Consider the following 25796-nt stretch of genomic DNA (forward strand, 5'->3'; position numbering starts at 1 on the left):
GGCGCGAACGCCGCTCCGCGCCCCTCGTCTAGCGAGCCTTCAGCCGCCACAACGATGTCACTTCAGCCGCACGTGCGGTGTGCAGCGCATCGGTTTCATCGGTCGACTTCGGATGCCGCGGACGAATATCCTCGCGGCCGGCCACCGTCAGCCCCGCATTGTCGATCGCGGCGAGCAGCCATTCGCGTGTGCGCAGACCGAGATGCTCCGCGAAATCCGACATGATCAGCCAGCCTTCGCCGCCAGGCGACAGATGCTCTGCCAAACCGTTCAGGAAACCCAGCAACATGCGGCTGTCCGGATCGTAGACTGCGTATTCGATCGGCGACGCGGGCCGCGCCGGCACCCACGGCGGATTGCAGATGACGAGCGGCGCGCGGCCTTCGGGAAACAGATTTGCCTGCACGACATCGACCTGCTGGTCGTAACCGAGACGCATGAGGTTTTCGCGCGCACAAGCGAGGGCTCGCGGATCCTGATCCGTCGCGATGATTTTCTTCACGCCGCGTTTGGCGAGCAACGCGGCCAGCACGCCGGTGCCGGTGCCGATATCGAACGCCTTGTTCAGCGACGGCAACGGCATGCCTGCGACCAGATCGACATATTCACCGCGTACCGGTGAAAACACGCCGTAGTGCGGATGAATGCGCTCACCCAGCGCGGGAATGTCGACGCCCTTCTTGCGCCACTCGTGCGCGCCAATCAACCCGAGAATTTCGCGCAGCGACACGACGGACGACTCGTCGGTCGACGGCCCATAGGTTTCAACGCAGGCCTGCTGCACGTCCGGCGCGCGGCGCAGCGGAATGGTGTACGCGGCGTCGAGCGGGATCAGGATCATGCCAAGGGTGCGGGCGCGTTGCGACTGCGCCTGACGATGCAGGTTGAACGCGTCGATCGGCGTTTCACCCTGCTTGCGCGGCTTGCGTTCCAGCCGGCGCGTCACTGCTTGCAGCAGTTGGCGGGCGTTCTGAAAGTCGCCGTTCCAGAGCAGCGCGGTGCCTTCGCACGCGAGGCGGTAGGCGGAGTCGGCGGTAGTGCGGTCATCGGCAAGGACGACGCGCTTGGGCGGCGGCACAGCGGCCTCCGAGCGCCAACGCGCGGTGCGGGGGCCGTCGGCTTCGGGCCAGGTGATGGTTGCGGGGCTGGTCATGATGAGGTGGGAAGTGTTTTGCGGGAGTGACGCAGTGAAACGTCGCGTCGTCGGGGGCGTTGCCCGCCGGAGTGATCTTCTTGCTATGCCGACTGACGCCCGAATAGTACCTCTGTCGCCAAGGTTCGCGCTGCGGTATTCGTTAGTGAATGCCGCTGGAGACGCCGATGCTATCGGCTTTCCCGGCGATCGACACGCGTTTCGTAGACTAAAAAGTCCAATATCGACAAGGTGAAAGAGCTTTGGGCAAAACCGGCGTTTTTTTGCTTCGGCGGGACCCGGCCGGCTGCCCTATCCCGACCTACGCCGCAGCCGCCGAATGCATGCTCAGCAAGTCGCGCGCCGCCCACCAGGCATCGGTTGCGGCGGTTTCCCGGCCGGAGATTTGCACCGCGAGCGTGGCGCCGTCGAGCAGCATCACGATCACCGGCGCCAGTACTTTTGCCTGCTCGGCGGACACGAGCTCGGCGGCCAGTTCCCCGATGAACTGCGTCAGCTCAGCCTTTTGCTCGACGGTAATACCGTGGATGCTGCTGCCTTTGTCGGCAAATTCTGACGCGGCGTGCACGAACATGCAGCCGGTGAACATCGCGCTTCTGAACCAGTCCTGATGCCATTCGAAGACACGTTCGAGACGGCCCAGCGGCGTATCCGCCTCGGCGACGAATGCCTTGAGCGACACCGCGCATTGCTCCTGACGCTGCCGCAGCACTGCGATGACGAGATCGGTTTTGGACGGGAAATGCCGGTACATCGTCATTTTCGCGACGCCCGATTCGGCAATGATCCAGTCCACGCCGACAGCATGGTAACCATGCTTGCTGAACAGAATCGTTGCGGTATCGAGAATCTGCTGACGCTTGTCGGACACGACGGCCTTGTTTGTCGAATATCTGGCAAGCGATTATACAAGCGCGTCCATTCGCGAATTGCAACAAGCGGTTTCAGTGATAAGCGCTGTACAGGCAGGATGGTCCATATGGATGTGGTGACGTGTGACTGGACTCGCAGCGTTGAAGGCGCGCGCAGTTGGACCCTTGGCTGCGAACAAACCCGCCCCATGTCTCTCGTCGACCATCGCTCGCACGCGGCCGAATAGCACGCCAGATCTATTCGACTGAATCTCGAGCATGAATCTCGGTCGATGCAAAAAATCGCGCTGCAGTATAGGAGCCCCTTTTTTTGCATTAGTGATCGACGCCGCTCACCAGAACAAAATCACGTTCACTCATTCAAATCGCATATTTATCTTCCATCAAGATAATAGACAGACCGGTATACCTCCGGTATAGTCGCTTCAGCTACGGGGATACACCGTTGCACCGAAGAACCTGAGAGAGTGGCACCGGCGCAATTACAGCCTCTAATGCGTCAATTCAAAAGACCAACATTTCAGTTGCGGACGCATATCGTGTCCGCAACTCGCATTTTCCCGAATCAGCTCGCAATTAACTCGGCGTAGTTAGCTCGACGTAGTTAGTTCGAGTTAATCAGCCGCATCCCAATCAGAACCATTATCGCCGCATTACGCCGGATTATTGCTCACGCACTGAAAGTGTCTAAACGCTGCTGAAAATAAAAAACGGGTTTCTGAAAATCTTCAGAAACCCGTTTCGTACTACTGGTGCCGGCTGCAGGACTCGAACCCGCCACCTCATGATTACAAGTCAAGCGCTCTACCTGATGAGCTAAGCCGGCATGAGGCCGTGATTCTACTTCATTTCACGATCTTAAGGCGAGCCTTTCCTCCACCTTTTGCGCCATCGTCGTCAGGTTGCGGTCCGTCTGCGGCGCTATCCGCTTTGGCGGACGCCGCATCCACCGCCGGCGACACCACGACCGCGCGTGGCGCAGCCCCGCTCGGCACGGCCGGCGACTCGATTTCGTCCGCCAGCTCCGCATCGGCGCCCGAATCCTGCGCCTCGCCGCCCGCCGACTCGACCGGGAACGCCATACCTTGCCCGTTTTCACGCGCGTAGATCGCGAGAATATTGGCGACCGGCACTTCGATCTTGTGCGACTTGCCCGAGAAACGCGCGCTGAACTCGATCCATTCGTTGCCCATCTGCAACTGGCTGGTCGCCTCGAAGCTGATGTTCAACACGATTTCGTTGTCGCGCACGAACTGGCGCGGCACCCGCGTCTGATTGTCGACCCGCACCGCGATATGCGGCGTGTAGCCGTTATCCGTGCACCACTCGTAGAGCGCGCGCAGCAGATAAGGCTTGGTGGAAGTCTCTTGCATCAACAGTCCTCTTGCTGGATGTGGGCGCGCACAAAATCATGAGCGCGCCGCCCTCACCCCAAAGCCAAACTCAACGACGCATCACCTTTTCCGAAGGCGTCAGCGCTTCGATATAAGCCGGGCGGCTGAAAATGCGCTCGGCGTACTTCATCAGCGGTGCAGCGTTCTTCGACAGCTCGATGCCGTAGTGATCCAGACGCCACAGCAGCGGCGCGATCGCCACATCGAGCATCGAGAACTCTTCGCCGAGCATGTACTTGTTCTTCAGAAAGATCGGCGCAAGCTGCGTCAGGCGATCGCGAATGGCGAGGCGTGCCTTTTCGTGATTCTTCTCGGCGGCCTTGCCCTTTTCATTTTCGAGCGTGCCGACGTGGACGAACAGTTCCTTTTCGAAGTTGAGCAGGAACAGGCGGGCGCGGGCGCGTTGAACCGGATCGGCCGGCATCAGTTGCGGGTGCGGGAAGCGCTCGTCGATGTACTCGTTGATGATGTTCGATTCGTACAGAATCAGGTCCCGTTCGACGAGAATCGGCACTTGACCATACGGATTCATCACCGCGATGTCTTCCGGCTTGTTAAACAGGTCGACGTCGCGGATCTCGAAGTCCATGCCCTTTTCGAACAACACCAGCCGGCAACGCTGGGAGAACGGGCAAGTTGTGCCGGAATACAGAACCATCATGTTTACGTTTCCTCAAAAAGCTGAAGGGCCAGCGCGCGGAAAAACCGTTCAGCAGGTTTTTCCTGGCGCCGGCCCCACGCCGATGACGGCGTGATTATTTGATATGTTTCCAGTACGCGGCGTTCAATCGCCATGCGAAAAAGCTCAGAATGCCGAGGAACAGCAGCACCCACACGCCAAGCTGTTTGCGGGTTTTCTGCGTCGGTTCGGACATCCATGACAGGTACGACACAAGGTCGGCCACAGCAGAATCATAATCTACCGGCGACATCGTCCCCGGCGTGACCTGTTGATAGCCCACAAATTTGTGCACCGTTTCGCCTGTTTTTTCGTCGATTGCGTCACCGAACTTCGCGGTACGTTGCCCCTGAAGCTGCCACAGCACGTGAGGCATGCTCACGTTTTCGTACACCAGATTGTTCCAGCCGGTCGGCCGCGTATCGTCGCGATAAAAACTGCGCAAATACGTGTACAGCCAGTCTTTGCCGCGCGCTCGCGCTTCCACCGACAAATCCGGCGGATTCGCGCCGAACCAGGCTTGCGCGTCTTCCGGGCGCAGCGCCACGGTCATGGTGTTGCCGACCTTGTCGGTGGTGAACAGCAGGTTCGACTGGATTGCGCTCGGCGTAATGCCGAGATCGGTCAGCCGGCTATAGCGCATCAGGTTCGCGCTGTGGCAATTCAGGCAGTAGTTTACAAACAATTGCGCGCCGTGCTGCAAAGAAGCGAAATTCTCCGCATTCTCGGGCGCGCGGTCGAGAGGGAAATTCTCGTCCGCGCGCGCCGGGCCTGCGGCCAGCGCGAGCAGTGCCGCGCCGATCAGCGCGCACGTCGAAAGCAGTTTTTTCATTTCGTGTTCTCCTGGGTCGCGCTTAGTGTGGCTTGAACCGCACGCGTTCGGGCGGCTGCTTGAACGTGCCAAGCCGCGTCCAGAACGGCATACCGAGGAAAAACGCGAAGTAGATCAACGCGCACACCTGCGCAATCAACGTCGAAACCGGCGACGGCGGCTTGGTGCCGAGGAAGCCCAACGTCAGGAAAGCGAGCACGAAGATCCCGTAGAACACCTTGTGAAAAAACGGCCGGTAGCGAATCGACTTCACCGGCGAGCGATCGAGCCACGGCAGGAAGAACAACGAGATCACCGCGCCGCCCATCACCACCACACCCCAGAACTTCGATTCGGTGAACGCCATCGCCAAAATCACCAGCACCGCGAGCACCGGCAAGCCGAGCTTCCACTTGCCCCGGGCGCGCACCAGTGCGAACAGGCCGAGCAGCGCGATGATGATCATCAGAACAATCTTGAACGGATCGGTGGTGGCGCGCAACATCGCATAAAACGCCGTGAAGTACCACACTGGCGCAATTTCCGGCGGCGTTTGCAGGGGATTGGCGGGAATGAAGTTGTTCGCCTCGAGGAAATACCCGCCCATCTCCGGCGCGAAAAAGATGATCGCGGCGAAGACCAGCAAGAACACGCTGACGCCCATGAAATCGTGCACGGAGTAGTACGGATGGAACGGAATGCCGTCGATCGGAATGCCGTTCGCGTCCTTCTTCGCCTTGATCTCGATGCCGTCCGGATTGTTCGACCCCACCTCATGCAGCGCCACGATGTGAGCGATCACTAGCCCGATCAGCACCAGCGGAATCGCGACCACGTGAAATGCGAAGAAGCGGTTCAGCGTGACGTCCGAGACGACGTAATCGCCGCGAATCCACAGCGACAGATCCGGGCCGATGAACGGAATCGCCGAGAACAGGTTCACGATCACCTGCGCGCCCCAGAACGACATCTGGCCCCACGGCAGCAGGTAGCCGAAGAACGCCTCGGCCATCAGGCTCAAAAAGATCGCGCAGCCGAAAATCCACACCAGTTCGCGCGGCTTGCGGTACGAGCCGTACATGAGCCCGCGGAACATGTGCAGATACACGACCACGAAGAACATCGACGCGCCCGTGGAATGCATATAGCGGATCAGCCAGCCCCACGGCACCTCGCGCATGATGTACTCGACCGACGAGAACGCAAGCGTCGCGTCGGGCTTGTAGTTCATCGTGAGGAAGATGCCGGTGACGATCTGGTTGACCAGCACCAGCAGCGCCAGCGAGCCGAAGAAGTACCAGAAATTGAAGTTCTTCGGTGCGTAGTACTCGGAGACGTGCTTCTTCCACGTCGACGTCATCGGAAAGCGCCGATCGATCCAGCCGGCCAGTCCGGTCGTCTCCACTTCGTGTTCGATCGCCATTTACGCTTCTCCTTTCTCGTCCTTGCCGATCACGAGGGTGTTCGCCGAGGTGAACATGTAAGGCGGGACGTCCAGATTCTGCGGCGCAGGTTTGTTCTTGAAGACGCGGCCGGCCATGTCGTAGGTCGAGCCGTGGCACGGGCACAGGAAGCCGCCAGGCCAGTCGTCGGGAAGATTGGGCTGCGCGCCCTCCTGGAAGCGCGGCGTCGGTGTACAGCCCAGATGGGTGCACACGGCGACGGCGACGAAAAGGTTCTTGTGATCGGTCCGCGAACGGAATTCGTTGTTGCAGTACTCCGGCAACTGCATCGAAAAAGGATTCTTGGTGTGGGGATCCGCTACTTCGTTATCGGCTTTCTGGACATCGGCGAGCATCTTGTCGGTACGGTTGATGATCCATACCGGCTTGCCGCGCCAGGCAACGGTCATCATGTCGCCGGGCTTGAGGTTGCTGATGTCGACTTCGACCGGGGCGCCTGCCGCCTTGGCCTTTTCAGATGGTGCAAACGAACTAACAAAGGGTACGACAGTGGCAACGCCTCCAATGCCACCTGCTACGGTCGTCGCTATCAGCCAGGTACGGCGGCTGCCGTCGACGCGTTCATCTTCCTTGTCTCGCATCACACGCCCCACTTCTGAGTTGGATTTTTCCTTCACGTCGCTTCTACCGCCGCTAGTTTGCGCGAATGGAGTCGCCATTTACAAGGGCCGATTGCCAAAAAGCGTGCGAAGCCCTTGATATCTCAGGGTTTCTCCGTACAGATCGCAAACTTTTTTGCAGCTCCTTTTAAGTGCTCCCTTCGTTATTCGTACCTTTTTCTTCTGTAATGCGGATTTTCAATTCAAACGGGATTAGGGATATCGATAAACAGGTGTTCGATATCGAACGACTCGGACAGGTGCTTGCCGACCGCCTGCACGCCGAAACGCTCGGTGGCGTGATGGCCGGCCGCGAGGAACGCGACACCGCTTTCCGCCGACGTGTGCATGACCGACTCCGACACTTCGCCGGTCAGATAAACGTCGGCGCCCGCGTCGATGGCGGCGTCGAACATGCCTTGCGCGGCGCCGGTGCACCAGCCCACGCGGCGCAGTTCGCGATCGGCGTCGCCGAACACGAGCGGCGTGCGGCCGAGCGTGTGCTCCACTTGCGCTGTGAAGTGCGCGAGCGTAATCGGCATCGGAAACGTGGCGAGCCAGCCGAGATTGTTCTCGCCGAAGCGCGCGTCGCTGATCCAGCCCATCTTCGCGCCGATCTGCGCGTTGTTGCCGAACTCGGGATGGTCGTCGAGCGGCAGGTGGTAGGCGAACAGGTTCAGGTCGTTGGCGAGCAGCAGCTTCAGGCGCGCGTATTTGCGGCCGGTGATCTGAGGCGCCTCGTTGCGCCAGAAGTAGCCGTGATGGACTAGCACGGCGTCCGCGCCCCAGTCCAGCGCGGCCTCCAGGAAGGCCGCCGAAGCGGTCACGCCGGTCGCGAGCTTGTTGATCTTGCGACGCCCTTCGACCTGCAGTCCATTGGGGCAATAGTCCTTGAAGCGTGCGGTTTCAAGGAGATTGTTCAAGTACAATTCAAGTTCGATCCGATCCATATAAACCTCTAGTCTTCAGATGCTTAGACGCTTTTGGCTGTTCTTTGCCCAAGCGGTGACCGTGCTGTTGGCGCTGATGTTCATCATCGCGACCCTCAAACCGCAGTGGCTCCAGCGTCAAGGGCAATTCGGCAAGCAACTTGCCGAACCGATCGTCGCGCTGCGGGAAGTGGCGCCGGGCATCGGCAGCGGCCCTGCACAGGCGTCTTATGCAGACGCCGCGCAAAAGGCCATGCCCGCCGTCGTCAACGTGTTCTCCAGCAAGGATGGCTCATTGCCCCCGGATCCGCGCGCGAAAGATCCGCTGTTCCGCTACTTCTTCGGCGACAAGAACAAAGGCAAGCAGCAGGAGCAACCCGCAGCGAATCTCGGCTCGGGAGTGATAGTGAGTTCGGAAGGTTACATTCTAACGAACCAGCACGTCGTGGACGGCGCGGATCAGATCGAAATCGCCCTGGCCGATGGTCGCACCACCAATGCGAAGGTGATCGGCGTCGATCCGGAAACGGATCTGGCCGTACTCAAGGTCAACATGACCAATCTGCCCACCATCACGCTCGGCCGCATGGACCAGACGCGCGTGGGCGACGTGGTGCTGGCAATCGGCAATCCGTTCGGCGTCGGCCAGACGGTGACGATGGGCATCGTCAGCGCGCTCGGGCGCAATCACCTCGGCATCAACACCTTCGAGAACTTCATTCAGACCGACGCGGCCATCAACCCGGGCAACTCGGGCGGCGCATTGGTCGACGTGAACGGCAATCTGCTCGGCATCAATACGGCGATCTATTCGCGCTCGGGCGGCTCGCTCGGCATCGGCTTCGCGATCCCCGTATCGACGGCGCGCAGCGTGCTCGAGAGCATCATCACCACCGGTTCGGTGACGCGCGGCTGGATCGGCGTCGAGCCGCAGGACGTGACGCCGGAAATCGCCGAATCGTTCGGGCTGGAGCAGAAATCGGGGGCGATCGTCGCGGGCGTATTGAAGAACGGTCCCGCCGACCGCGCCGGCATCAAGCCGGGCGACATCCTGATGACCGTGAACGGCCAGGACATTACCGACACCACGCGCCTGTTGAACGTGATTGCGCAGATCAAGCCGGGCACGGCCGCAAAGGTTCATCTGGTGCGCAAGAGCCGTGGAATGGATCTGGACGTGACGATCGGCAAGCGCCCGCCTCCGCCGAAGCAACCGGCGGACGAAGGCGGCGGCGATCAGCAGGACGAAGACGGCGGTTAAGACACGAGCGGGGGCGGCACGAGCCGCAAGCGCGGGCGGCACCGGCAAACCGGCAAACCCGCAGGCGGGACATGGCAGCACCGCAGCCGTAAAACAAAAGGGCAGCCCATTGTGGACTGCCCTTTTGTTTGGAAACTGCGGTTGGACACTGCGGTTTGCAAACTGCGGCTTACCGTGCTTCCAGCCGTCGCGTGAAACGCTACGTCAATTCGGCGGACTCGCGTCTTCGGCCACCACCGGCTGCTTGCCGACAATCAACCGTGCCGCGATGATGCCCGCCTCGTACAGCACGATCAGCGGAATCGCCAGAATCAGCTGCGAGAACACGTCTGGCGGCGTCACCACGGCCGACACCACAAACGCGCCGACGATCACGTACGGACGAATTTCCTTCAGCTTCTTGATGGTCAGCACGTTCATGCGAACCAGCAGCACGACCACGATCGGCACCTCGAAGGTCACGCCGAACGCAATGAACATGGTCAGCACGAAACTCAGGTAATTGTTGATATCGGTGGTCATCTCCGCGCCGAGCGGCGCATTGTAGTGCGCCATCACGCGAAAGATGGTCGGAAACACCACGAAGTACGCGAACGCCATGCCGCACAGGAACAGCGTGTAGCTGCTGCCCACCAGCGGCCCGACCAGCTTCTTCTCATGCTGATAAAGACCCGGCGCGACGAACGCCCAGATCTGGTACAGCACGATCGGCAGCGCGATCACGAAGGCGACCAGCATGGTCACCTTCATTGGCACGAAGAACGAGCCGGTGACATCGGTGACGATCATCTTGCCGTCTTTCGGCAAGTTCATCATCAACGGTCGGGCAAGTAGCCGGAAGATGTCCGGCGCCCAGTACACGAGTCCGACAAACACCACGATGACGGCGAGGCCCGCTCGGATGATGCGGTCGCGTAGTTCAACGAGGTGGGAAATGAAGGTCTCTTCAGTGCCTTCGTCCTGGGTATGCTGGGGGTCGCTCACACCGGCCCTCGGTTAGAGATTGTCGTTCTGATCATCAGAAGAACCGCGTCGGACGACGCAACGTGGCCGGCGTATGACGGGCCACGCGCGCCGCGCCCGATTGCACGCGCGTGCGGCGCGTAGTGGCGCGCTTGTACCAGGTGGGCATGGCGGTCTGCTTGACGCGCCAGTTCTTGCGTTTAGGCGCTGCGGCCGGCGTGCTGGTTTGCCACGACGACGTGCCCACGCCACCTTCGAGCGCGCCGCCGGCAATGCTCGGCGACACCGATGTGCCTGAATTCCAGGCATCGTTCAGCTCGGTTTCGTGCTTGCGCAGATTGTCGTGAACGGCGGTCTCGACATTGCTCGCCGCCGATTCGAACTCGCTCTTCATCCGGCGCAATTCGTCGAGTTCGATTTCGCGCGTGACTTCGGCCTTGACGTCGTTGATATACCGCTGCGCACGGCCAAACAGCGCGCCGGCCGTGCGAGCGACGCGTGGCAGGCGCTCAGGCCCGAGTACGACCAGCGCGACGACGCCGATCAGCGCCATCTTGGTTAGACCGAGGTCCAGCATGAAGTGGAATGTCCGTCAGTAACGCGGTTGGGCCGCGGCTTAGCGGTAATCGCCGGAACGCGGCGTCTTTTCCTTCGCCTCTACATCCACGGCGCCGTTGCGCGGCAGTTCGCGCTGCTGTTGCGCGTCAGCCGGCGTTTCGGCTTCCTTCATGCCTTCCTTGAAGCCCTTCACTGCGCCACCCAGATCGGTACCGATATTGCGCAGCTTTTTCGTGCCGAACACCAGAGCGACGATCAACAACACGATCAGCCAATGCCAAATACTCAACGAACCCATGACTACTCTCCTTAACCCCGACGCCGCCTATGGATGCGGCACAACTTTTATGCCTTGCGGTGTGAATCGAAGCGCGTACGCCTCATCTCCACGTTACCGCAGACCCTTCCGACTCAACCGGCGGCACAGTGAATGTCATTGTGACCAGACGATCGCGTCGGCGTCGTTACAATGCGGCAGAAACAACGCTGCGCTATTGTCCATGGCCAAAACTCGCCGTGCAGCCGGCGGCCATTTGTTATTCGTCAGCCCATCCGATGCCACGGACGCGGTCCCGCCAGAATGTGCGCATGCAGGTGATACACCTCTTGCCCGCCGCCGGGACCGGTATTGATCACCGTGCGAAAACCGGTATCGCCACCGGTATAAGCCACGCCCAACTGATCGGCCAAACGCGCCACCAAAACGAGCATTCTACCAAGCAGCGATGCGTCGCTTTCGGCGCAGTTCGACAGCGTCGCGATGTGCTTGCGCGGAATCACCAGCACATGCGTTTCGGCCGCCGGACGAATGTCGCGGAAGGCAACAAACTCTTCGTCTTCGTGGACTTTGGTCGACGGAATCTCGCCGGCGGCGATCTTGCAGAAAAGGCAATTAGGGTCGTGACTCATCGTGTTCCTGACGCGGTATGGCTAAAGCGCGAAGCGTAGGGCGCGGTTCCGCGGTTTGCATTGCCGGCTCGGCAGCAGCCAGCCGAAACTCAGAACCAGCCGCGCGGATTCGCGAGCGGCTTGTTATCGTACAGATACAGCCAGCCCTTGATAATACGGTACAACATCCAGATGCTGACGGCCCACAAAACCGGAATGCCGACCACGACGAAGAGCAGCACGCCGCCGATCGCATAACCCAGCAAACCGAACCAGAACGTGCGGATCTGCCACTCGAAGTGCGCTTCGTACTGTGTGCCGGCCACGTCAGGCCGCTTCACGTAGTTGACGATGATCGCAATCAGTATCGTCAGGCCGCCCGTCAGCCAGTGGACCGCATACAGCGCGTACAGCACATGAGTGAGCGTGCGCAGACTGCGTTCGCGGTCGGGTTCGATGCCGTTGCGGTAGGCCGGCGGCGGATAATTTTCATGCGACTGTTCCATGCTTGCGTCCTCCCGATGGTCCGATCAGATGCTACCGGTGCAATGCTGGCATGAGTGCCGGACGTCAATACGACGCCCGCTCGCAACGCCGCCAGATCAGTCGCCGTTCTGCTCGCGCTCGCGGCTCTTGCGCAGCGCCTTTTCCTCGATGCCCGAGGTGCCTTCGCGGCGCTCGAGTTCGGCGAGCACGTCCGCCGGGCTCAGATCGAAATGCGACAGCATCACGAGGCAGTGAAACCACAAGTCGGCCACTTCGCCGACCAGCGCATTCGGCGCGCCGCCGTGGCGCGCGTCCTTGGCCGCCAGCACGACTTCGGTGGCTTCCTCGCCGATCTTCTTCAGCACCGCGTCATCGCCCTTGTGGAACAGGCGCGACACGTACGAGATATCGGGATCGCCGCCCTTGCGGCTGTCGATGATCGAGGCGAGCCGCAGCAGCGTGTCGCTGGCAGGTTGTGTGGATTGCGTCATTTGTAGATGTGTTCGGGGTCTTTCAACACGGGCGCGACAGCGACCCAGTCGCCATCGTCGGCCGTGCCTTCGAATTTCTGGAAAAAGCACGAGTGGCGGCCGGTATGGCACGCGATGCCCGACACCTGCTCGACCTTCAGCAGCACGACGTCTTCGTCGCAATCGAGCCGCACTTCGTGCACGTGCTGCACGTGGCCGGACTCCTCGCCCTTGAACCACAGACGCTGGCGCGAGCGCGAGAAATACACCGCGCGACCGGTTTCGACGGTTTTCGCCAATGCCTCGCGGTTCATCCACGCGAACATCAGCACGTCGTTCGTCGACGCTTCCTGCGCGATCACCGGCACGAGGCCGTTCGCGTCCCACTTGACCTTGTCGAGCCAGCCCGCTTCCGAGGGATTCACCACGTTACAACCTCACCGAAATGCCTTGATCGGCCATGAAGCGCTTGGCCTCGCCCACGGTGTGTTTGCCGTAGTGGAAGATGCTGGCGGCCAGCACCGCGTCCGCGTGGCCGTTCTTGATGCCGTCGGCCAGATGCTGCAACGAACCGACGCCGCCTGAAGCGATCACCGGAATCGGCACCGCGTCGGACACGGCTCGCGTGAGCGCGAGGTCGAAGCCGCTCTTGGTGCCGTCGCGGTCCATACTGGTCAGCAGGATTTCGCCCGCGCCGAGTTCGGCCATCTTGCGCGCCCATTCGACGGCTTCGAGGCCGGTTGCCTTGCGCCCGCCATGCGTGAAGACTTCCCACCGCGGCGGCTCGCCGTCCGCAGACACGCGCTTCGCGTCGATCGCGACGACGATGCATTGCGAGCCGTATTTGTCGGTGGCGTCTTTCACGAGCTGCGGATTCGCGACCGCCGACGAGTTCATGCTGATCTTGTCCGCGCCCGCATTCAGCAGGCGCCGCACGTCTTCGACGGCGCGCACGCCGCCGCCGACCGTCAGCGGAATGAACACCTGCGAGGCGACCGCTTCGATGATCGGCAGGATCAGATCGCGCTGGTCGGAAGTGGCGGTGATGTCGAGGAAGGTGAGCTCGTCGGCGCCCTGATCGTCGTAGCGGCGCGCGATTTCGACGGGGTCGCCCGCATCGCGCAGCTCAACGAAGTTGATGCCCTTGACCACGCGTCCAGCCGTGACGTCGAGACAGGGGATGATGCGTTTAGCTAGAGCCATGATCTTGCAATTCTGCCAATACCGCTGATGGGGCCGCTCGTTCGGGAGCGGCACAGTGCCGGCGCGGCTCGCCGCGTCAGGCCGCCAGTGTGTCGAACACGCCCGGCATGACGCGCGCTCGGGACGCGCCTCTATGTCCGCTCAAGTCCGCTTGAGCGGATTGCGCGGTTCAGGCGTCGTCCGATTCGCGCAGCCGGTCCGCGAGGGTCTGCGCAGCCGCGAAGTCCAGATCGCCCGAGTAAATCGCCCGGCCGCAGATCACGCCTTCGATGCCCTCGTCCTCGACTTCGCACAACGATTCGATGTCCGCGAGATTCGACAAACCGCCGCTCGCGATCACCGGAATCTTCACCGCGCGCGCGAGACGCACCGTCGCTTCGATGTTGATGCCTTGCAGCATGCCGTCGCGGCCGATGTCGGTGTAGATGATCGATTCGCAGCCGTAATCCTCGAACTTGCGCGCCAGATCGGCCACTTCATGGCCCGTCAGCTTGCTCCAGCCGTCGGTGGCGACTTTGCCGTCTTTCGCATCCAGCCCGACGATGATATGGCCGCCGAACGCCGTGCACGCATCCTGCAAGAAGCCCGGGTTCTTCACCGCCGCCGTGCCGATGATCACGTACGACAAACCGTCGTCGAGGTAGCGCTCGATCGTGTTCAGGTCGCGGATGCCGCCGCCCAGCTGGACGGGAATCTCGCCGCCCACCTCGTCGATGATCGCGCGAATCGCGTCTTCGTTCTTCGGCTTGCCGGCGAATGCGCCATTCAGGTCGACGAGATGCAGGCGCCGGGCGCCGCGGTCGACCCAATGCCGGGCCATCGCCGCCGGTTCCTCGGAAAAAATCGTCGCCTGGTCCATATCGCCTTGTTTGAGGCGTACACACTGACCATCTTTCAGGTCGATGGCGGGAATCAGCAGCATAGCAATCGGGTGTTGTCTGGGAGGTGGTTGAAGGTTGGCGGCAGTGGCTGGTGAGCCAGCTCGACGCGACGCCGTTCCGCTAGTTTAGTACAACTCTTTGGGCACCCTTGCCGGGCGCCGTGGAGCCGGGAAATCGCCGTGCTGCGGTTGCGGCGCGCGGCAGCCGCCCGGCCTGTAGTGGAACGGTGCACGGCAACTGGATGGGGAAAGGCGCTCACGGGTTCCAGTGCACGAAGTTGCGATACACGCGCAAGCCCGCTTCGGCGCTCTTTTCCGGGTGAAATTGGGTGGCGAAGATGTTATCCCGCGCCACCGCCGACGTAAAGGGCACACCGTACACCGTTTCGCCCGAGGTATGAGCGGCGTTGTCCGGCGCCACGTAATAGCTGTGCACGAAATAGAAGAACGCGTTGTCGGCGACGCCGTCCCACAGCGGATGCGGCTGCACCTGACGCACGCGGTTCCAGCCCATCTGCGGGACCTTGAAGCGCGAGCCGTCGTCCTGCAGCTGGCCTTCCAGGTCGAAGCGCAGCACCTTGCCGGGCAGAAGGCCGAGGCCAGGCGTGTCGCCTTCGGCGCTCCAGTCGAACAGCATCTGCTCGCCGACGCATACACCCATCAGCGGCTTGCTGCGCGACGCCTCGAGCACGGCGTCCTGAAGGCCGGATTCGGCGAGGCAGCGCATGCAGTCGGGCATCGCGCCCTGGCCGGGCAGCACCACGCGGTCGGCCGCGCGGATCGCTTCAGGCTGATCGACGATCGCCACGTCCGCTTCCGGCGCGGCCTTGCGCAGCGCCTGAGCCACCGAACGCAGGTTGCCCATTCCGTAATCAACAATCGCTATCGAAGTTTTCATTTCAAGTTAGGCAGCAATGCCTTCAATCCGTCGACGATGAATTCCACCGCCAGCGCGGATAACATCAAACCCATGAGCCGCGTGCCGATGTTGATACCCGTGCGACCCACCCAGCGGGCAATCGGTTCGGCAAGACGCAGCGAAAAAAAGCAGATCACCGCCAGCACCGCGCCGATCGCGATCAGGCTGAGCCGGTTATACCAATGCGCCGAGCCGGCCGCATAGATGATCGTCGTGCTGATCGCGCCTGGGCCGGTCAGGAGCGGAATCGCCAGCGGCACGACCGCGACGTTGTCCTTCTGCTCGGCTTCGTGGCGCTCTTCCGGTGTCGAACGGCTGTTGCCGATCTGCGCGTTCAGCATGTTGATCGCCATCAGCAGCATGATGATCCCGCCGCCCACTTCGAGCGAGCCGACCGAAATGCCGAAGAAGCTGATGATCTGCTGCCCGAGCAGCGTGGTCACCGCGATCACGCAGAACACCGAAATCGCCGCGATACGGATCGTCCTGCGCCGCTCGAGCTCGCCCTGCTGCGCCGTCAGGCTCATGAAGAACGGGATGGCGCCGATCGGATTGATCAGCGCCAGCAGCGAAATAAACGACTTCAGACTGTCCATCGCATACCGGGCGCGCGCGAGCGCAGCCGGTCCAGGTTCCGAGGCGGGTAAATGAGCGCTTAAAGGCTGCCCTTGGTCGACGGAATCTGCCCCGCCGCGCGTTCGTCCAGTTCGACGGCCATGCGCAACGCACGTCCGAACGCCTTGAACACCGTTTCCATCTGGTGATGGGCGTTCAGGCCGCGCAGGTTGTCGATATGCAGCGTCACGCCGGCGTGATTCACGAAACCGCGGAAAAATTCGATGGAGAGATCGACGTCGAACGTGCCGATGCGCGCGCGCGTGAACGGCACATGGAATTCGAGGCCCGGACGGCCGGAAAAGTCGATCACGACGCGCGACAGCGCTTCGTCGAGCGGCACGTAGGAATGACCGTAGCGGCGAATTCCCTTGCGGTCGCCGATGGCTTTCGCGACTGCCTGACCGAGCGTGATGCCGGTGTCTTCGACCGTGTGGTGGTCGTCGATGTGCAGGTCGCCATGCGCTTCGATGTCGAGATCGATCAATCCATGCCGCGCGATCTGGTCGAGCATGTGGTCGAGGAACGGCACGCCGGTGGCCAGCTTCTGCTGACCGGTGCCGTCCAGATTGATCTTCACACGGATCTGCGTTTCGCTGGTGTTGCGAACGACTTCCGCAAGGCGCATGGTAATTCCTCGAATCTAGCTAGAAAGCAGTAATAGTGTGGGATGGGAAAACGGCGGGCCGCGCGCGTCATGCCGAAGCGCTCACGCAGCCCTTTAACGCCGTTCAATGCAGCACGAGTTTCAGTGCGGCGACCAACTGGGCGTTTTCATCAGGGGAACCGACAGTCAAACGCACGCAATTGGCCAGCAATGGATGCATTTTACTCACGTTTTTGATCAGAACCCGTGCTGCCAGCAGCGTTTCGAACATAACGGACGCATCGGGCACCCGCACCAGCAGGAAGTTGCCGGCGCTCGGGAACACTTCTGCGCCCGGCAATTGGGCCACGGCCTGCGCGAGTTTCGACCGCTCTTCGCGCAACTGCGCGGCCTGGGAGTCGAGCACATCGACGTGGTCGAGCAGGAAATCGGCGGCGGCCTGCGTCAGCACGTTGGTGTTGTACGGCGGGCGCACCTTGTCGAATTCGGTCAGCCACGCGGGCTTGCCGACCAGGTAACCGAGGCGGATTCCGGCCAGACCGAGCTTGGATACCGTGCGCATCACGACGACGTTGTCGAACGCGTCGGCGCGCGGCAGCCAGCTTTGCTGCGCGAACGGCTGATACGCCTCGTCGATCACCACGAGGCTCTTGCTCGCCGCGGCGATGATGCGCTCCATGCCGGCGTCGTCGTAGAGCGTGCCGGTCGGATTGTTCGGATAGGCCAGGTAGACGATGGCCGGTTCATGCTCGGCGATCGCGGCGAGCATGGCCTCGGTGTCGAGCGTGAAGTCGGCCTTCAGCGGCACGCCGATGAACTCCAGATTCGCCAGCTTCGCCGACATCTGGTACATCACGAAACCCGGCATCGGCGCGAGCACCTTGGCGCCCGGCTTCGCGCACGCAATCGACAGCATGCTGATGATCTCGTCCGAGCCGTTGCCGAGCAGCACGTCACAGCCGACCGGCACGCCCATCACGCGCTTGATCTTCTCGATCAGCGCTTCCGGACGCGGCGCCGGATAACGGTTCAGCGCGACGCCGGCCAGATGCTCGCCCAGATGCGCGGCCAGCACCGGCGGCAGCGGAAACGGATTTTCCATCGCGTCGAGCTTGATGTAGCCCGTCGCGTCCGGAACCGGGTAGCTCGTCATCGCGAGCACGTCGCGGCGGATGATGTCTTGAGGTGTCGTCATAAGTCAGCGGACCGGGCCGCAAGGGAGACGCCGGCCTGGTATCGGCGGCGCGCCGGCCGTTCCAGGTTGGTCTGTATTGTCGTTATTCAACGGAAAACCGCACGAAATCCGTCGGCGAAGTTCGCGGACATCGGCCCGATGCCCGCCTGCTCCAGCATCGAACAGTCCGTGTTCGGCCGCTTTCACGCCCGCCTTCAGCTGTTTTGCCGCATCCGGTATTCGGCGCTGCGGGCATGCGCCTGCAGGCCTTCGCCGTAGGCGAGTTCGGCGGCGATCTCGCCGAGCGTCTGCGCGCCTTCCGCGCTGACTTCGATCACGCTGGAGCGCTTGAAGAAATCATAGACGCCCAGCGGCGACGAAAATCGTGCGGTACGCGACGTGGGCAGCACGTGATTCGGCCCCGCGCAATAGTCGCCGAGGCTTTCGCTGGTGTAGCGGCCGAGGAAGATCGCGCCGGCGTGGCGGATCAGCTTGCCCCATTGATGCGGCTCCAGCGCGGAGATTTCGAGGTGCTCCGGCGCGATGTCGTTGGCGATCGCGCAGGCTTCGGCCATGTCGCGCACCTTGATCAGCGCGCCGCGGCCTTCGAGCGAAGCGCGGATCACGTCCCGGCGCGGCATGGCGGGCAGCAGCTCGTCGATCGCTTCCTGCACGCGGCCGATGAACGCCTCGTCCGGACACAGCAGGATGGATTGCGCGAGTTCATCGTGCTCGGCTTGCGAGAACAGGTCCATCGCGACCCAGCGCGGATCGGTGGTGCCGTCGCACAACACGAGAATTTCCGACGGCCCGGCGATCATGTCGATGCCGACCGTACCGAACACGCGGCGCTTGGCCGACGCGACGTACGCGTTGCCGGGGCCGCAGATCTTGTCGACGGGCGGTATGGTTTCGGTGCCGTAGGCGAGAGCGCCCACCGCCTGCGCGCCGCCGATCGTAAACACGCGATCCACGCCGCCCAGCAAGGCAGCCGCCAGCACCAGCGGATTCTTTACTCCGTCCGGCGTGGGTACGACCATGATGATTTCGCGCACGCCGGCCACCCGCGCCGGTATCGCGTTCATCAGCACCGACGACGGATACGCCGCCTTGCCGCCCGGCACGTAAATACCCGCTCGATCCAGCGGCGTGACCTTCTGGCCGAGCACAGTGCCGTCGGCTTCTGTGTACTGCCAGCTGTGGCTGCCGCACTCGATCTTCTGCTTCTCGTGATAACCGCGCACACGCGCCGCCGCCGCTTCGAGCGCCGCGCGACGCTTAGGCTCGAGGCCTTCGAGCGCCGCTTCGAGTTCCGACATCGGCAGCTCGAGCGCCGCGACGCTCGTCGCGTCGACGCGGTCGAAGCGGTTCGTGTACTCGAGCACAGCGGCATCGCCGCGCGCCTTCACGTCGTTCAGAATCTGCGCGGCCGAGCGCTCGATTGCTTCGTCCTCGCTCGCCTCGAACGCGAGCACCGCGTGCAGCGACTTCTGGAAGTCGGAAGCAGTGGAATCGAGTTTGCGAATCTTGATAGACATACGGATATCCGTTTCGGTAAGGCGCGCTTTACAGCGTGGTCAAACTGCTCAGGCCGCCGCAGCGCCGGGCTTCGACGCGCGTTCGAACGCGTCGAGGATCGGCCGCAGCGCGGCGCGCTTGAGCTTCAGCGCCGCCTGGTTCACAACGAGGCGCGACGAAATCTGCATGATCTCCTCCACCTCGACAAGATTGTTGGCACGCAAGGTATTGCCCGAGCTCACCAGGTCGACGATCGCATCGGCGAGGCCGACCAGCGGCGCCAGCTCCATCGAGCCGTACAGCTTGATCAGGTCGACGTGAACGCCCTTGGCGGCGAAATGCTCGCGTGCGGTTTCGACGTATTTGGTCGCCACCCGCAGCCGGGCACCCTGACGCACGGCGCTCGCATAGTCAAAACCCGCCGCCACCGCGACCGACATCCGGCAACGCGCGATATCCAGATCGACCGGCTGATACAGCCCGCTGCCGCCGTGTTCGAGCAGCACGTCCTTGCCGGCCACGCCGAAATCGGCTGCGCCGTACTCGACGTAAGTCGGCACGTCAGTGGCGCGCACGATGATCACCCGCAGGTTCGCGTCCGTGGTGGGCAGAATCAGCTTGCGCGAGGTTTCCGGATCTTCGGTCACTTCGATGCCGGCTGCGGCGAGCAGCGGCAGCGTCTCTTCGAAGATACGCCCTTTCGACAAAGCCAACGTGAGCGGTGCGCTCGCCGCCGGCGACGACGACGTTTGCGGCATCGAGCTCATGCCTCGCTCCCGGAAATGCGGCGCACTTTCGCGCCGATCGCAGTGAGCTTGGTTTCCATCCGGTCATAACCGCGATCCAGGTGATAGATGCGGTCGATCAGCGTTTCGCCTTCGGCACGCAGCGCGGCAATCACGAGACTCGCTGACGCTCGCAGATCGGTGGCCATCACCTTCGCGCCCGAGAGTTTGTCGACGCCGGTCACGAGCGCAGTGTTGCCGTCGATCGTGATGTTCGCGCCGAGGCGGTTCAACTCCTGCACGTGCATGAAGCGGTTTTCGAAAATCGTTTCCACGACCTGCGACGTACCTTCGGCGAGCGTGTTCAGCGCCATGAACTGCGCCTGCATGTCGGTCGGGAACGCCGGGTACTCGGAGGTGCGGAACGTGACCGCGCTCGGACGCCTGTTCATGCGCACGCGCATCCAGTCCTCGCCTTCCTCGATCGTCACGCCCGCTTCGCGCAGCTTGTCCGTCACGGCTTCGAGAATCAGCGGACGCACTTTACGCAACGTCACGTCGCCACCGGCTGCGGCCACCGCGCACAGGAACGTGCCGGCTTCGATGCGATCCGGAATCACCGTGTGCTTCGCGCCATGCAGCTTGTCGACGCCCTGGATCATCAGACGGTCCGTACCGATGCCTTCGATCTTTGCCCCCATCTCGACCAGCAGATGCGCGAGGTCGCCGACTTCCGGTTCGCGTGCGGCGTTCTCGATCACCGTTTCGCCTTCGGCCAGCACGGCGGCCATCAGCAGGTTTTCGGTGCCGGTCACCGTGATCATGTCGGTCACGATGCGCGCGCCCTTCAGACGCTTCGCGCGCGCTTCGATGAAGCCGTGTTCGATCGTGATCTCGGCGCCCATCGCCTGCAGACCCTTGATGTGCTGATCGACCGGACGCGCGCCGATTGCGCAGCCGCCCGGCAGCGACACCCTGGCGTGGCCGAAGCGCGCGACCAGCGGGCCGAGCACCAGGATCGACGCACGCATCGTCTTCACCAGTTCGTACGGCGCGACGAGGTTATCCACCTTCGACGCGTCCAGCGCCACGCGCCCCGCGCCGCTCTCGATACGCACGCCCATCTGGCCGAGCAGCTTGAGCATCGTGCGCACGTCCTGCAGGTCGGGCACGTTTTCCAGATGCACCGGCTCCGCGCTGAGCAGACCCGCGCACAGGATCGGCAACGCCGCGTTCTTCGCACCTGAGACGACGATTTCACCCGAAAGCGGGTAGCCACCTTCAATGACGAGTTTATCCATGCCTGTCAGTTCCTGATGGACCCGGATTTCAGCCGGGCTTGCTTTGCTTGTGTTCGGCGCGCCGCTACCGGCCTCGCGCCCTTCTTGAGTAATTCGCACTAAATTTCCAGATTACGCGTTCTGCCATTCGGCGGGCGTCAGCGTCTTCATGCTGAGCGCGTGGATTTCTTCGCGCATGCGGTCGCCGAGCGCCGCATACACGAGTTGATGGCGCGCGATCAGACGCTTGCCTTCGAAGCTGGGCGAAACGATGGTCGCAAAGAAATGCTGGCCGTCGCCTTCGACTTCGAGATGCTGGCAAGCAAGCCCAGCCGCGATGTATTGCTTGACCTGTTCGGGAGTCGGCAACATGAGAGAAGCTCCTGATCAGTGGCGCAGCTTGTAGCCGGACGCGAGCATGCGCATCGCGATCACCGCCAGCACCACGAAGAAACCGGCAACGATCGCGAGGCTCGTGAGCGGATCGACATCCGACATCCCGAAGAAACCATAGCGAAAGCCGTCGATCATGTAGAAAAAGGGATTGAGCCGCGACACTTCGCGCCACACCGGCGGCAGCGTATGCGTGGAGTAGAACACGCCCGAGAGGAACGTGAGCGGCATGATCAGAAAGTTTTGAAACGCAGCGAGCTGGTCGAACTTTTCGGCCCAGATGCCGGCGATCAACCCGAGTGTGCCGAGGATCGCCGCGCCGAAAATAGCGAACAGAATGATGTAGAGCGGCGCGCTGAAGCTGACCGGCACGAACCAGATCGTCACGATGAATACGCCGGCACCCACTGCCAATCCGCGCGCGACGGCCGCCAGCACATACGCGCCGAACATCTCGTAGTGCGACAGCGGCGGCAGCAGCACGAACACGAGATTGCCGGTGATCTTCGACTGGATCAGCGACGACGAGCTATTCGCAAACGCATTCTGCAACACGCTCATCATGACGAGGCCCGGAATCAGGAAGCTCGTGTATTCGACGCCCGGGTAGACATGCACATGATCGCGCAGCGCGTGGCCGAAAATCGTCAGATACAGCAGCGCGGTGATGACCGGCGCCAGCACGGTCTGGAACGACACCTTCCAGAAACGCAGGATTTCCTTGTAAAACAGCGTGCCGAATCCGCTATAGCCGTTCATGCCAGCCCCTCGATCACTTCCGGACCGTTCATCACCTGAACGAACACATCTTCGAGGTCGGCCTTGCGGACCTCGATTTCCTCGAATGTACAGCCCGCCGCACGGCACTGCGCGAGAATCCGCTCGACGTCGTCGTAGCTCGCGAGGCGCAGCAGATGCTGGCGGCCATTGCCGTTGCCCGCGCCGCTCTCCACTTCAAGCGAGCGCAGCTCGGCGGGCAGCACGCCTTTCGCGAGGCGCACGAACAATTGCATGCCGGCAAAGCGTTGTAGCAATGCGCTGGTGCGATCGAGCGCGACCACTTCGCCGCGCCGCAGCATCGCAATACGGTCGCACAGCGATTCAGCCTCTTCCAGATAGTGCGTAGTCAGCACGATCGTGTGACCTTCGCGATTCAGGCGCGAGATGAATTTCCACAGCGTTTGACGCAATTCGACGTCGACGCCCGCGGTCGGCTCGTCGAGCACGATCACCGGCGGCCGGTGCACCAGCGCCTGCGCGACCAGCACGCGGCGCTTCATGCCGCCCGACAGCGCGCGCATGTTGGCGTCGGCTTTTTCGGTGAGATCGAGATTGGCCATGATCTCGTCGATCCACGCGTCGTTGTTGCGCAGCCCGTAATAGCCGGACTGAATGCGCAAGGTTTCCCGCACGGTGAAGAACGGATCGAACACGAGCTCCTGCGGCACCACGCCGAGCGCGCGGCGCGCCAGACGAAAATCGTCGACGACGTCGTGGCCGCGCACTGCGATGCTGCCTGCGTCGGCACGCGCCAGACCGGCGAGGATGCTGATGAGCGTCGTTTTGCCCGCGCCGTTCGGACCGAGCAGTCCGAAAAACTCGCCTTCTTCCACCGTGAGGCTGACGCCCTTGAGCGCCTGCAAGTCCTTGTAGCGCTTCTTGACGTTACGAATTTCTATGGCTGACATGACTGTGGGCCGCGTGCATCGCGGCGCCTAAATGAGCCCTGACGGGGGCGCAAAGTGCTGGAAGGAACGAAATTGGGGCCGGTTATCTGCCCCAAAAAACGTTTGATTATAGGGCAAAAATCGACTGCCCCGGCTCAGCCTGGGGCATTGGGAGTGACGCTATTGACGTGTCAATGGGGTGTCGACGCGGCGTCGATGCGGCGTCAATGTCGCGCCGAAAGGAGGGTATCGACGCCGTAGGCTTGCGCGAGGCTGGCGAGGCCGGCCGGCAGATTGACGATCTCGAAGCTCGCGCCACGTGCCTGAGCGGCACGCTGCCAAGCGAGCAGGACCGCCAGCGCGGATGAATCGAACTGCGCGAGCGGCGCGCAATCGACACCGTTCGCGCCAGCCGCGATCCGCTGCAAACCCGCCGCGAGCGCAGCGGGCGTGCTCGCGTGGGTCAGCGTCGCGCCGCTGTCGAAACAGTTGGCGACGGGGCTCAGCACCTCGCTCACGATTGCTTGCCCGAGGCCAGTTGCTGATTGCGCTGCGTGAGGAACTGGATCAGTCCGTCCACACCCTTCTGCTGGATCTGCTCGTTGAACTGTTGCTGATACGCCTGGATCAGCCACGCGCCGAGCACGTTAATGTCATAGACGCGCCACCCGTTCGGCGTCTTGTACAGACGGTAGTCGAGTTCGATCGGCGAGCCGTTGTTCATCACCACCGAGCGCACCACCGCATCGGTGTCGTCCGGGTTCATGCGGAACGGCTTGTACTGGATCTGCTGGTCGCGCACTTGTGCCAGCGCGCCCGAGTACGTACGGATCAGCAGCATCTTGAACTGCTCGACCACGGCGCTCTGCTGCTCCGGCGTAGCGGTGCGCCAGTTGCGGCCCATCGCCAGTTGCGTGGTGCGGCGGAAGTCGGTGTACGGCAGGATCTTTTCGTTGACGAGGCGCGTGATGTGCGTGATGTCGCCTTGCTGGATCGATTTGTCAGCGTGGATCGCGTCGATCACCTGCTGGGTGACGGTCTTGACCAACGTGTCGGGCGAATTCGAGTCGACGGTTTGTGCCGATACACCAGCACTTCCGAACGAAAACAACGCGACGAAGAACGGAATCAGGAAGAATTTTTTCATATCGAGCCTTGCCTTAAAAATAGTGCGAACCGTTTGAGCCGACATTAACACGCGAGTTCAGCAACAATCCATGCGCAAACTGCGAGAGTCGTATCGAGGTGTTACGGCTGCCCATTAACGCAATTTGAATGACGGAAAGGTGAAACGCGACGGCGGGACCAGTTGGCCGGCCGGAATCTGCGTGGTTTCCGGGCCGCCGTTCAGATCGAGCGGAGGCGATTCCGAGGTGCCGGACGCGGCTTCCGGCGCAGCCGCATTACCGGTCGCGCCCGTGGCCGCAGCCGCCGCCGAAGCCGCTTGCGGCGCTGTGGCCGCGGCCGGGCCGGACACCGCCTTCGCTGCGCCGGCCGGGGCCGCAGCCGCGCCCCCGTCGACGTCTTCATACTTCGGCAGCGCCGCTTCATCGCCGTAGTTCGGCAGCGCCTGCGATTGCTTGCCGTCCGACAGCAAATACTGACGGCGTTGCAGATACGCGTTACGCACGAACGAGTACTTGTCGAGCGCGGCGCCTTCCAGCACCTCGCCCGCGTTGAGCAGGTTCGCGCGCGTATTGATCACGTTCAGGCCGTACAGCGCCCAGCTCAAACCCGGCGGATCGATGTAACTGAGCGGGTTCACATAATAATTGCCGATCGAGCCGACCGCGTCGCGCACGGTGCTCGGCCCGAACAGCGGCAGCACGAGGTACGGCCCCGGTGGCACGCCGTAGTGGCCGAGCGTCAGACCGAGGTCGTTGTCGTGCTTGGGCAGCTTGGCAAGAGTCGCCACGTCGAACAGGCCGCCGACACCGAACACCGTATTGATCACGATTCGCATGATGTCTTCGACGCCATCGGTGATCTTCAATTGCAGCAGGTTGTTGGCCGCGATGTAGACGTCGCCGATGTTCGAGAAGAAGTTGGTGACGCTGTCGCGCACCGGTTGCGGCGTGATAAACACGTAGCCCTTCGCGACCGGCTTCAGCGCGTACTGGTCGAGCTTGTCGTTGACGGTGAAGATCGTGCGGTTCAAGCCTTCCAGCGGGTCGCCCTTGGTCGGCGTCTGCACGGTCGTGCAGCCCGCGAGCGTGGCGGCCGCCGCCGCCAGCGTCGCGACCTGGAAGGCGCGCACGCCTTTGCTGCGTAGGGTCTGCATTCTTGTTC

Annotated in this window: 31 protein-coding genes and 1 tRNA gene; 1 reads left to right on the forward strand and 31 read right to left on the reverse strand. The window is 62.1% G+C overall.

Features of this window, described 5'->3' with window-relative positions:
- Positions 1-28: 28 nt before the first annotated feature.
- The 9 genes from DLM46_RS29700 to DLM46_RS29740 form a co-directional block, all read right to left on the reverse strand.
- Positions 29-1153 carry a methyltransferase gene (locus DLM46_RS29700; RefSeq protein WP_115106594.1) on the reverse strand — a complete coding sequence of 375 codons (1125 nt, stop codon included), beginning with the start codon at positions 1151-1153 and terminating at the stop codon, positions 29-31.
- 301 nt (positions 1154-1454) lie between these two features.
- The gene (locus tag DLM46_RS29705; protein ID WP_115106597.1) at positions 1455-2024 is read right to left on the reverse strand and encodes a TetR/AcrR family transcriptional regulator; all 570 of its coding nucleotides are present in this window, start codon (positions 2022-2024) and stop codon (positions 1455-1457) included.
- A 751-nt stretch (positions 2025-2775) separates the two neighbouring features.
- Positions 2776-2851, reverse strand: a tRNA-Thr gene (locus tag DLM46_RS29710).
- A gap of 19 nt (positions 2852-2870) precedes the next feature.
- Positions 2871-3398, reverse strand: coding sequence for a ClpXP protease specificity-enhancing factor (locus DLM46_RS29715; RefSeq protein ID WP_115106599.1), 528 nt, complete (start codon positions 3396-3398; stop codon positions 2871-2873).
- A 70-nt stretch (positions 3399-3468) separates the two neighbouring features.
- Positions 3469-4080 carry a glutathione S-transferase N-terminal domain-containing protein gene (locus DLM46_RS29720; protein WP_006052302.1) on the reverse strand — a complete coding sequence of 204 codons (612 nt, stop codon included), beginning with the start codon at positions 4078-4080 and terminating at the stop codon, positions 3469-3471.
- A 94-nt stretch (positions 4081-4174) separates the two neighbouring features.
- A complete protein-coding gene (locus tag DLM46_RS29725) occupies positions 4175-4930 on the reverse strand; it encodes a cytochrome c1 (protein ID WP_115106602.1) in 756 nt (251 codons plus the stop codon).
- A 22-nt stretch (positions 4931-4952) separates the two neighbouring features.
- Positions 4953-6332 (reverse strand): cytochrome b, encoded by a 1380-nt coding sequence (locus DLM46_RS29730; RefSeq protein ID WP_115106605.1) that lies wholly within the window; start codon positions 6330-6332, stop codon positions 4953-4955.
- The gene (petA, locus tag DLM46_RS29735) at positions 6333-6953 is read right to left on the reverse strand and encodes a ubiquinol-cytochrome c reductase iron-sulfur subunit (RefSeq protein WP_115106607.1); all 621 of its coding nucleotides are present in this window, start codon (positions 6951-6953) and stop codon (positions 6333-6335) included.
- A 221-nt stretch (positions 6954-7174) separates the two neighbouring features.
- Positions 7175-7921: a Nif3-like dinuclear metal center hexameric protein gene (locus tag DLM46_RS29740; RefSeq protein ID WP_115106609.1), complete on the reverse strand. Its 747-nt coding sequence runs from the start codon at positions 7919-7921 to the stop codon at positions 7175-7177.
- Positions 7922-7940: 19 nt separating this feature from the next.
- Between DLM46_RS29740 and DLM46_RS29745 the strand changes: the two genes are divergently transcribed.
- Positions 7941-9161, forward strand: a complete 1221-nt coding sequence (locus DLM46_RS29745; RefSeq protein ID WP_115106612.1) for a Do family serine endopeptidase — start codon at positions 7941-7943, stop codon at positions 9159-9161.
- Between the two features lie 204 nt (positions 9162-9365).
- On the opposite strand, the gene tatC is transcribed toward DLM46_RS29745, so the two are convergent.
- The 22 genes from tatC to DLM46_RS29855 form a co-directional block, all read right to left on the reverse strand.
- Entirely contained in the window at positions 9366-10145 is a 780-nt protein-coding gene (gene tatC, locus DLM46_RS29750) for a twin-arginine translocase subunit TatC (RefSeq protein ID WP_115106614.1), read from the reverse strand.
- Between the two features lie 34 nt (positions 10146-10179).
- The gene (gene tatB / locus DLM46_RS29755) at positions 10180-10701 is read right to left on the reverse strand and encodes a Sec-independent protein translocase protein TatB (RefSeq protein WP_115106616.1); all 522 of its coding nucleotides are present in this window, start codon (positions 10699-10701) and stop codon (positions 10180-10182) included.
- Between the two features lie 39 nt (positions 10702-10740).
- The gene (gene tatA / locus DLM46_RS29760) at positions 10741-10980 is read right to left on the reverse strand and encodes a Sec-independent protein translocase subunit TatA (protein WP_115106619.1); all 240 of its coding nucleotides are present in this window, start codon (positions 10978-10980) and stop codon (positions 10741-10743) included.
- Between the two features lie 245 nt (positions 10981-11225).
- Positions 11226-11591, reverse strand: coding sequence for a histidine triad nucleotide-binding protein (locus DLM46_RS29765; RefSeq protein ID WP_115106621.1), 366 nt, complete (start codon positions 11589-11591; stop codon positions 11226-11228).
- A gap of 89 nt (positions 11592-11680) precedes the next feature.
- On the reverse strand, positions 11681-12076 hold the full coding sequence (locus DLM46_RS29770) for a DUF4870 family protein (protein WP_115106623.1): 396 nt from the start codon (positions 12074-12076) through the stop codon (positions 11681-11683).
- 96 nt (positions 12077-12172) lie between these two features.
- A complete protein-coding gene (locus DLM46_RS29775; RefSeq protein WP_115106626.1) occupies positions 12173-12547 on the reverse strand; it encodes a phosphoribosyl-ATP diphosphatase in 375 nt (124 codons plus the stop codon).
- Positions 12544-12954: a phosphoribosyl-AMP cyclohydrolase gene (gene hisI, locus DLM46_RS29780; protein WP_208866350.1), complete on the reverse strand. Its 411-nt coding sequence runs from the start codon at positions 12952-12954 to the stop codon at positions 12544-12546. The genes DLM46_RS29775 and hisI overlap by 4 nt, the downstream gene beginning before the upstream one ends.
- Position 12955: 1 nt before the next feature.
- Positions 12956-13729, reverse strand: coding sequence for an imidazole glycerol phosphate synthase subunit HisF (gene hisF, locus DLM46_RS29785; protein ID WP_115106629.1), 774 nt, complete (start codon positions 13727-13729; stop codon positions 12956-12958).
- 169 nt (positions 13730-13898) lie between these two features.
- Positions 13899-14651, reverse strand: a complete 753-nt coding sequence (gene hisA, locus DLM46_RS29790) for a 1-(5-phosphoribosyl)-5-[(5-phosphoribosylamino)methylideneamino]imidazole-4-carboxamide isomerase (protein WP_115106631.1) — start codon at positions 14649-14651, stop codon at positions 13899-13901.
- A 214-nt stretch (positions 14652-14865) separates the two neighbouring features.
- Positions 14866-15507, reverse strand: coding sequence for an imidazole glycerol phosphate synthase subunit HisH (gene hisH / locus DLM46_RS29795; RefSeq protein WP_115106633.1), 642 nt, complete (start codon positions 15505-15507; stop codon positions 14866-14868).
- The gene (locus tag DLM46_RS29800) at positions 15504-16124 is read right to left on the reverse strand and encodes a MarC family protein (RefSeq protein ID WP_115106635.1); all 621 of its coding nucleotides are present in this window, start codon (positions 16122-16124) and stop codon (positions 15504-15506) included. The genes hisH and DLM46_RS29800 overlap by 4 nt, the downstream gene beginning before the upstream one ends.
- Positions 16125-16183: 59 nt before the next feature.
- Positions 16184-16771 carry an imidazoleglycerol-phosphate dehydratase HisB gene (gene hisB / locus DLM46_RS29805; RefSeq protein ID WP_115106637.1) on the reverse strand — a complete coding sequence of 196 codons (588 nt, stop codon included), beginning with the start codon at positions 16769-16771 and terminating at the stop codon, positions 16184-16186.
- Positions 16772-16874: 103 nt separating this feature from the next.
- On the reverse strand, positions 16875-17945 hold the full coding sequence (gene hisC / locus DLM46_RS29810; protein WP_115106639.1) for a histidinol-phosphate transaminase: 1071 nt from the start codon (positions 17943-17945) through the stop codon (positions 16875-16877).
- Positions 17946-18139: 194 nt separating this feature from the next.
- A complete protein-coding gene (hisD, locus tag DLM46_RS29815; RefSeq protein WP_115106641.1) occupies positions 18140-19462 on the reverse strand; it encodes a histidinol dehydrogenase in 1323 nt (440 codons plus the stop codon).
- A gap of 48 nt (positions 19463-19510) precedes the next feature.
- Positions 19511-20209, reverse strand: a complete 699-nt coding sequence (gene hisG / locus DLM46_RS29820; protein ID WP_115106643.1) for an ATP phosphoribosyltransferase — start codon at positions 20207-20209, stop codon at positions 19511-19513.
- A complete protein-coding gene (gene murA / locus DLM46_RS29825; protein ID WP_425274028.1) occupies positions 20206-21495 on the reverse strand; it encodes a UDP-N-acetylglucosamine 1-carboxyvinyltransferase in 1290 nt (429 codons plus the stop codon). Before murA ends, hisG begins: the two co-directional genes overlap by 4 nt.
- Before the next feature lie 84 nt (positions 21496-21579).
- A complete protein-coding gene (locus DLM46_RS29830; protein WP_028199637.1) occupies positions 21580-21819 on the reverse strand; it encodes a BolA family protein in 240 nt (79 codons plus the stop codon).
- 15 nt (positions 21820-21834) lie between these two features.
- Entirely contained in the window at positions 21835-22599 is a 765-nt protein-coding gene (locus tag DLM46_RS29835; RefSeq protein ID WP_115106648.1) for an ABC transporter permease, read from the reverse strand.
- Positions 22596-23528, reverse strand: a complete 933-nt coding sequence (locus DLM46_RS29840; protein ID WP_115106651.1) for an ABC transporter ATP-binding protein — start codon at positions 23526-23528, stop codon at positions 22596-22598. The genes DLM46_RS29835 and DLM46_RS29840 overlap by 4 nt, the downstream gene beginning before the upstream one ends.
- 203 nt (positions 23529-23731) lie before the next feature.
- Positions 23732-24025: an STAS domain-containing protein gene (locus tag DLM46_RS29845; protein ID WP_115106653.1), complete on the reverse strand. Its 294-nt coding sequence runs from the start codon at positions 24023-24025 to the stop codon at positions 23732-23734.
- On the reverse strand, positions 24022-24654 hold the full coding sequence (locus tag DLM46_RS29850; RefSeq protein ID WP_115106656.1) for an MlaC/ttg2D family ABC transporter substrate-binding protein: 633 nt from the start codon (positions 24652-24654) through the stop codon (positions 24022-24024). Before DLM46_RS29850 ends, DLM46_RS29845 begins: the two co-directional genes overlap by 4 nt.
- Before the next feature lie 114 nt (positions 24655-24768).
- Positions 24769-25788, reverse strand: a complete 1020-nt coding sequence (locus DLM46_RS29855) for an MlaA family lipoprotein (RefSeq protein WP_115106658.1) — start codon at positions 25786-25788, stop codon at positions 24769-24771.
- Positions 25789-25796: the final 8 nt, after the last annotated feature.

It is taken from the genome of Paraburkholderia lacunae, assembly GCF_003353175.1.
In the GTDB taxonomy this organism is placed as follows: Bacteria; Pseudomonadota; Gammaproteobacteria; order Burkholderiales; family Burkholderiaceae; genus Paraburkholderia; species Paraburkholderia lacunae.

Bases quoted from the DNA above. Each gene is read 5' to 3' on its own strand.
- hisD (WP_115106641.1), bottom strand. From the start codon at position 19,462: ATGTCTATCAAGATTCGCAAACTCGATTCCACTGCTTCCGACTTCCAG.
- hisH (WP_115106633.1), bottom strand. From the start codon at position 15,507: ATGAAAACTTCGATAGCGATTGTTGATTACGGAATGGGCAACCTGCGT.
- tatA (WP_115106619.1), bottom strand. From the start codon at position 10,980: ATGGGTTCGTTGAGTATTTGGCATTGGCTGATCGTGTTGTTGATCGTC.
- DLM46_RS29745 (WP_115106612.1), top strand. From the start codon at position 7,941: ATGCTTAGACGCTTTTGGCTGTTCTTTGCCCAAGCGGTGACCGTGCTG.
- tatB (WP_115106616.1), bottom strand. From the start codon at position 10,701: ATGCTGGACCTCGGTCTAACCAAGATGGCGCTGATCGGCGTCGTCGCG.
- DLM46_RS29725 (WP_115106602.1), bottom strand. From the start codon at position 4,930: ATGAAAAAACTGCTTTCGACGTGCGCGCTGATCGGCGCGGCACTGCTC.
- DLM46_RS29740 (WP_115106609.1), bottom strand. From the start codon at position 7,921: ATGGATCGGATCGAACTTGAATTGTACTTGAACAATCTCCTTGAAACC.
- hisA (WP_115106631.1), bottom strand. From the start codon at position 14,651: ATGCTGCTGATTCCCGCCATCGACCTGAAAGATGGTCAGTGTGTACGC.
- hisF (WP_115106629.1), bottom strand. From the start codon at position 13,729: ATGGCTCTAGCTAAACGCATCATCCCCTGTCTCGACGTCACGGCTGGA.
- DLM46_RS29770 (WP_115106623.1), bottom strand. From the start codon at position 12,076: ATGGAACAGTCGCATGAAAATTATCCGCCGCCGGCCTACCGCAACGGC.
- DLM46_RS29720 (WP_006052302.1), bottom strand. From the start codon at position 4,080: ATGATGGTTCTGTATTCCGGCACAACTTGCCCGTTCTCCCAGCGTTGC.
- hisG (WP_115106643.1), bottom strand. From the start codon at position 20,209: ATGAGCTCGATGCCGCAAACGTCGTCGTCGCCGGCGGCGAGCGCACCG.
- DLM46_RS29700 (WP_115106594.1), bottom strand. From the start codon at position 1,153: ATGACCAGCCCCGCAACCATCACCTGGCCCGAAGCCGACGGCCCCCGC.
- petA (WP_115106607.1), bottom strand. From the start codon at position 6,953: ATGCGAGACAAGGAAGATGAACGCGTCGACGGCAGCCGCCGTACCTGG.
- DLM46_RS29775 (WP_115106626.1), bottom strand. From the start codon at position 12,547: ATGACGCAATCCACACAACCTGCCAGCGACACGCTGCTGCGGCTCGCC.
- DLM46_RS29715 (WP_115106599.1), bottom strand. From the start codon at position 3,398: ATGCAAGAGACTTCCACCAAGCCTTATCTGCTGCGCGCGCTCTACGAG.
- hisC (WP_115106639.1), bottom strand. From the start codon at position 17,945: ATGACGACACCTCAAGACATCATCCGCCGCGACGTGCTCGCGATGACG.
- DLM46_RS29765 (WP_115106621.1), bottom strand. From the start codon at position 11,591: ATGAGTCACGACCCTAATTGCCTTTTCTGCAAGATCGCCGCCGGCGAG.
- DLM46_RS29835 (WP_115106648.1), bottom strand. From the start codon at position 22,599: ATGAACGGCTATAGCGGATTCGGCACGCTGTTTTACAAGGAAATCCTG.
- hisB (WP_115106637.1), bottom strand. From the start codon at position 16,771: ATGCGCCTTGCGGAAGTCGTTCGCAACACCAGCGAAACGCAGATCCGT.
- DLM46_RS29850 (WP_115106656.1), bottom strand. From the start codon at position 24,654: ATGAAAAAATTCTTCCTGATTCCGTTCTTCGTCGCGTTGTTTTCGTTC.
- DLM46_RS29800 (WP_115106635.1), bottom strand. From the start codon at position 16,124: ATGGACAGTCTGAAGTCGTTTATTTCGCTGCTGGCGCTGATCAATCCG.
- DLM46_RS29830 (WP_028199637.1), bottom strand. From the start codon at position 21,819: ATGTTGCCGACTCCCGAACAGGTCAAGCAATACATCGCGGCTGGGCTT.
- DLM46_RS29840 (WP_115106651.1), bottom strand. From the start codon at position 23,528: ATGTCAGCCATAGAAATTCGTAACGTCAAGAAGCGCTACAAGGACTTG.
- DLM46_RS29730 (WP_115106605.1), bottom strand. From the start codon at position 6,332: ATGGCGATCGAACACGAAGTGGAGACGACCGGACTGGCCGGCTGGATC.
- DLM46_RS29855 (WP_115106658.1), bottom strand. From the start codon at position 25,788: ATGCAGACCCTACGCAGCAAAGGCGTGCGCGCCTTCCAGGTCGCGACG.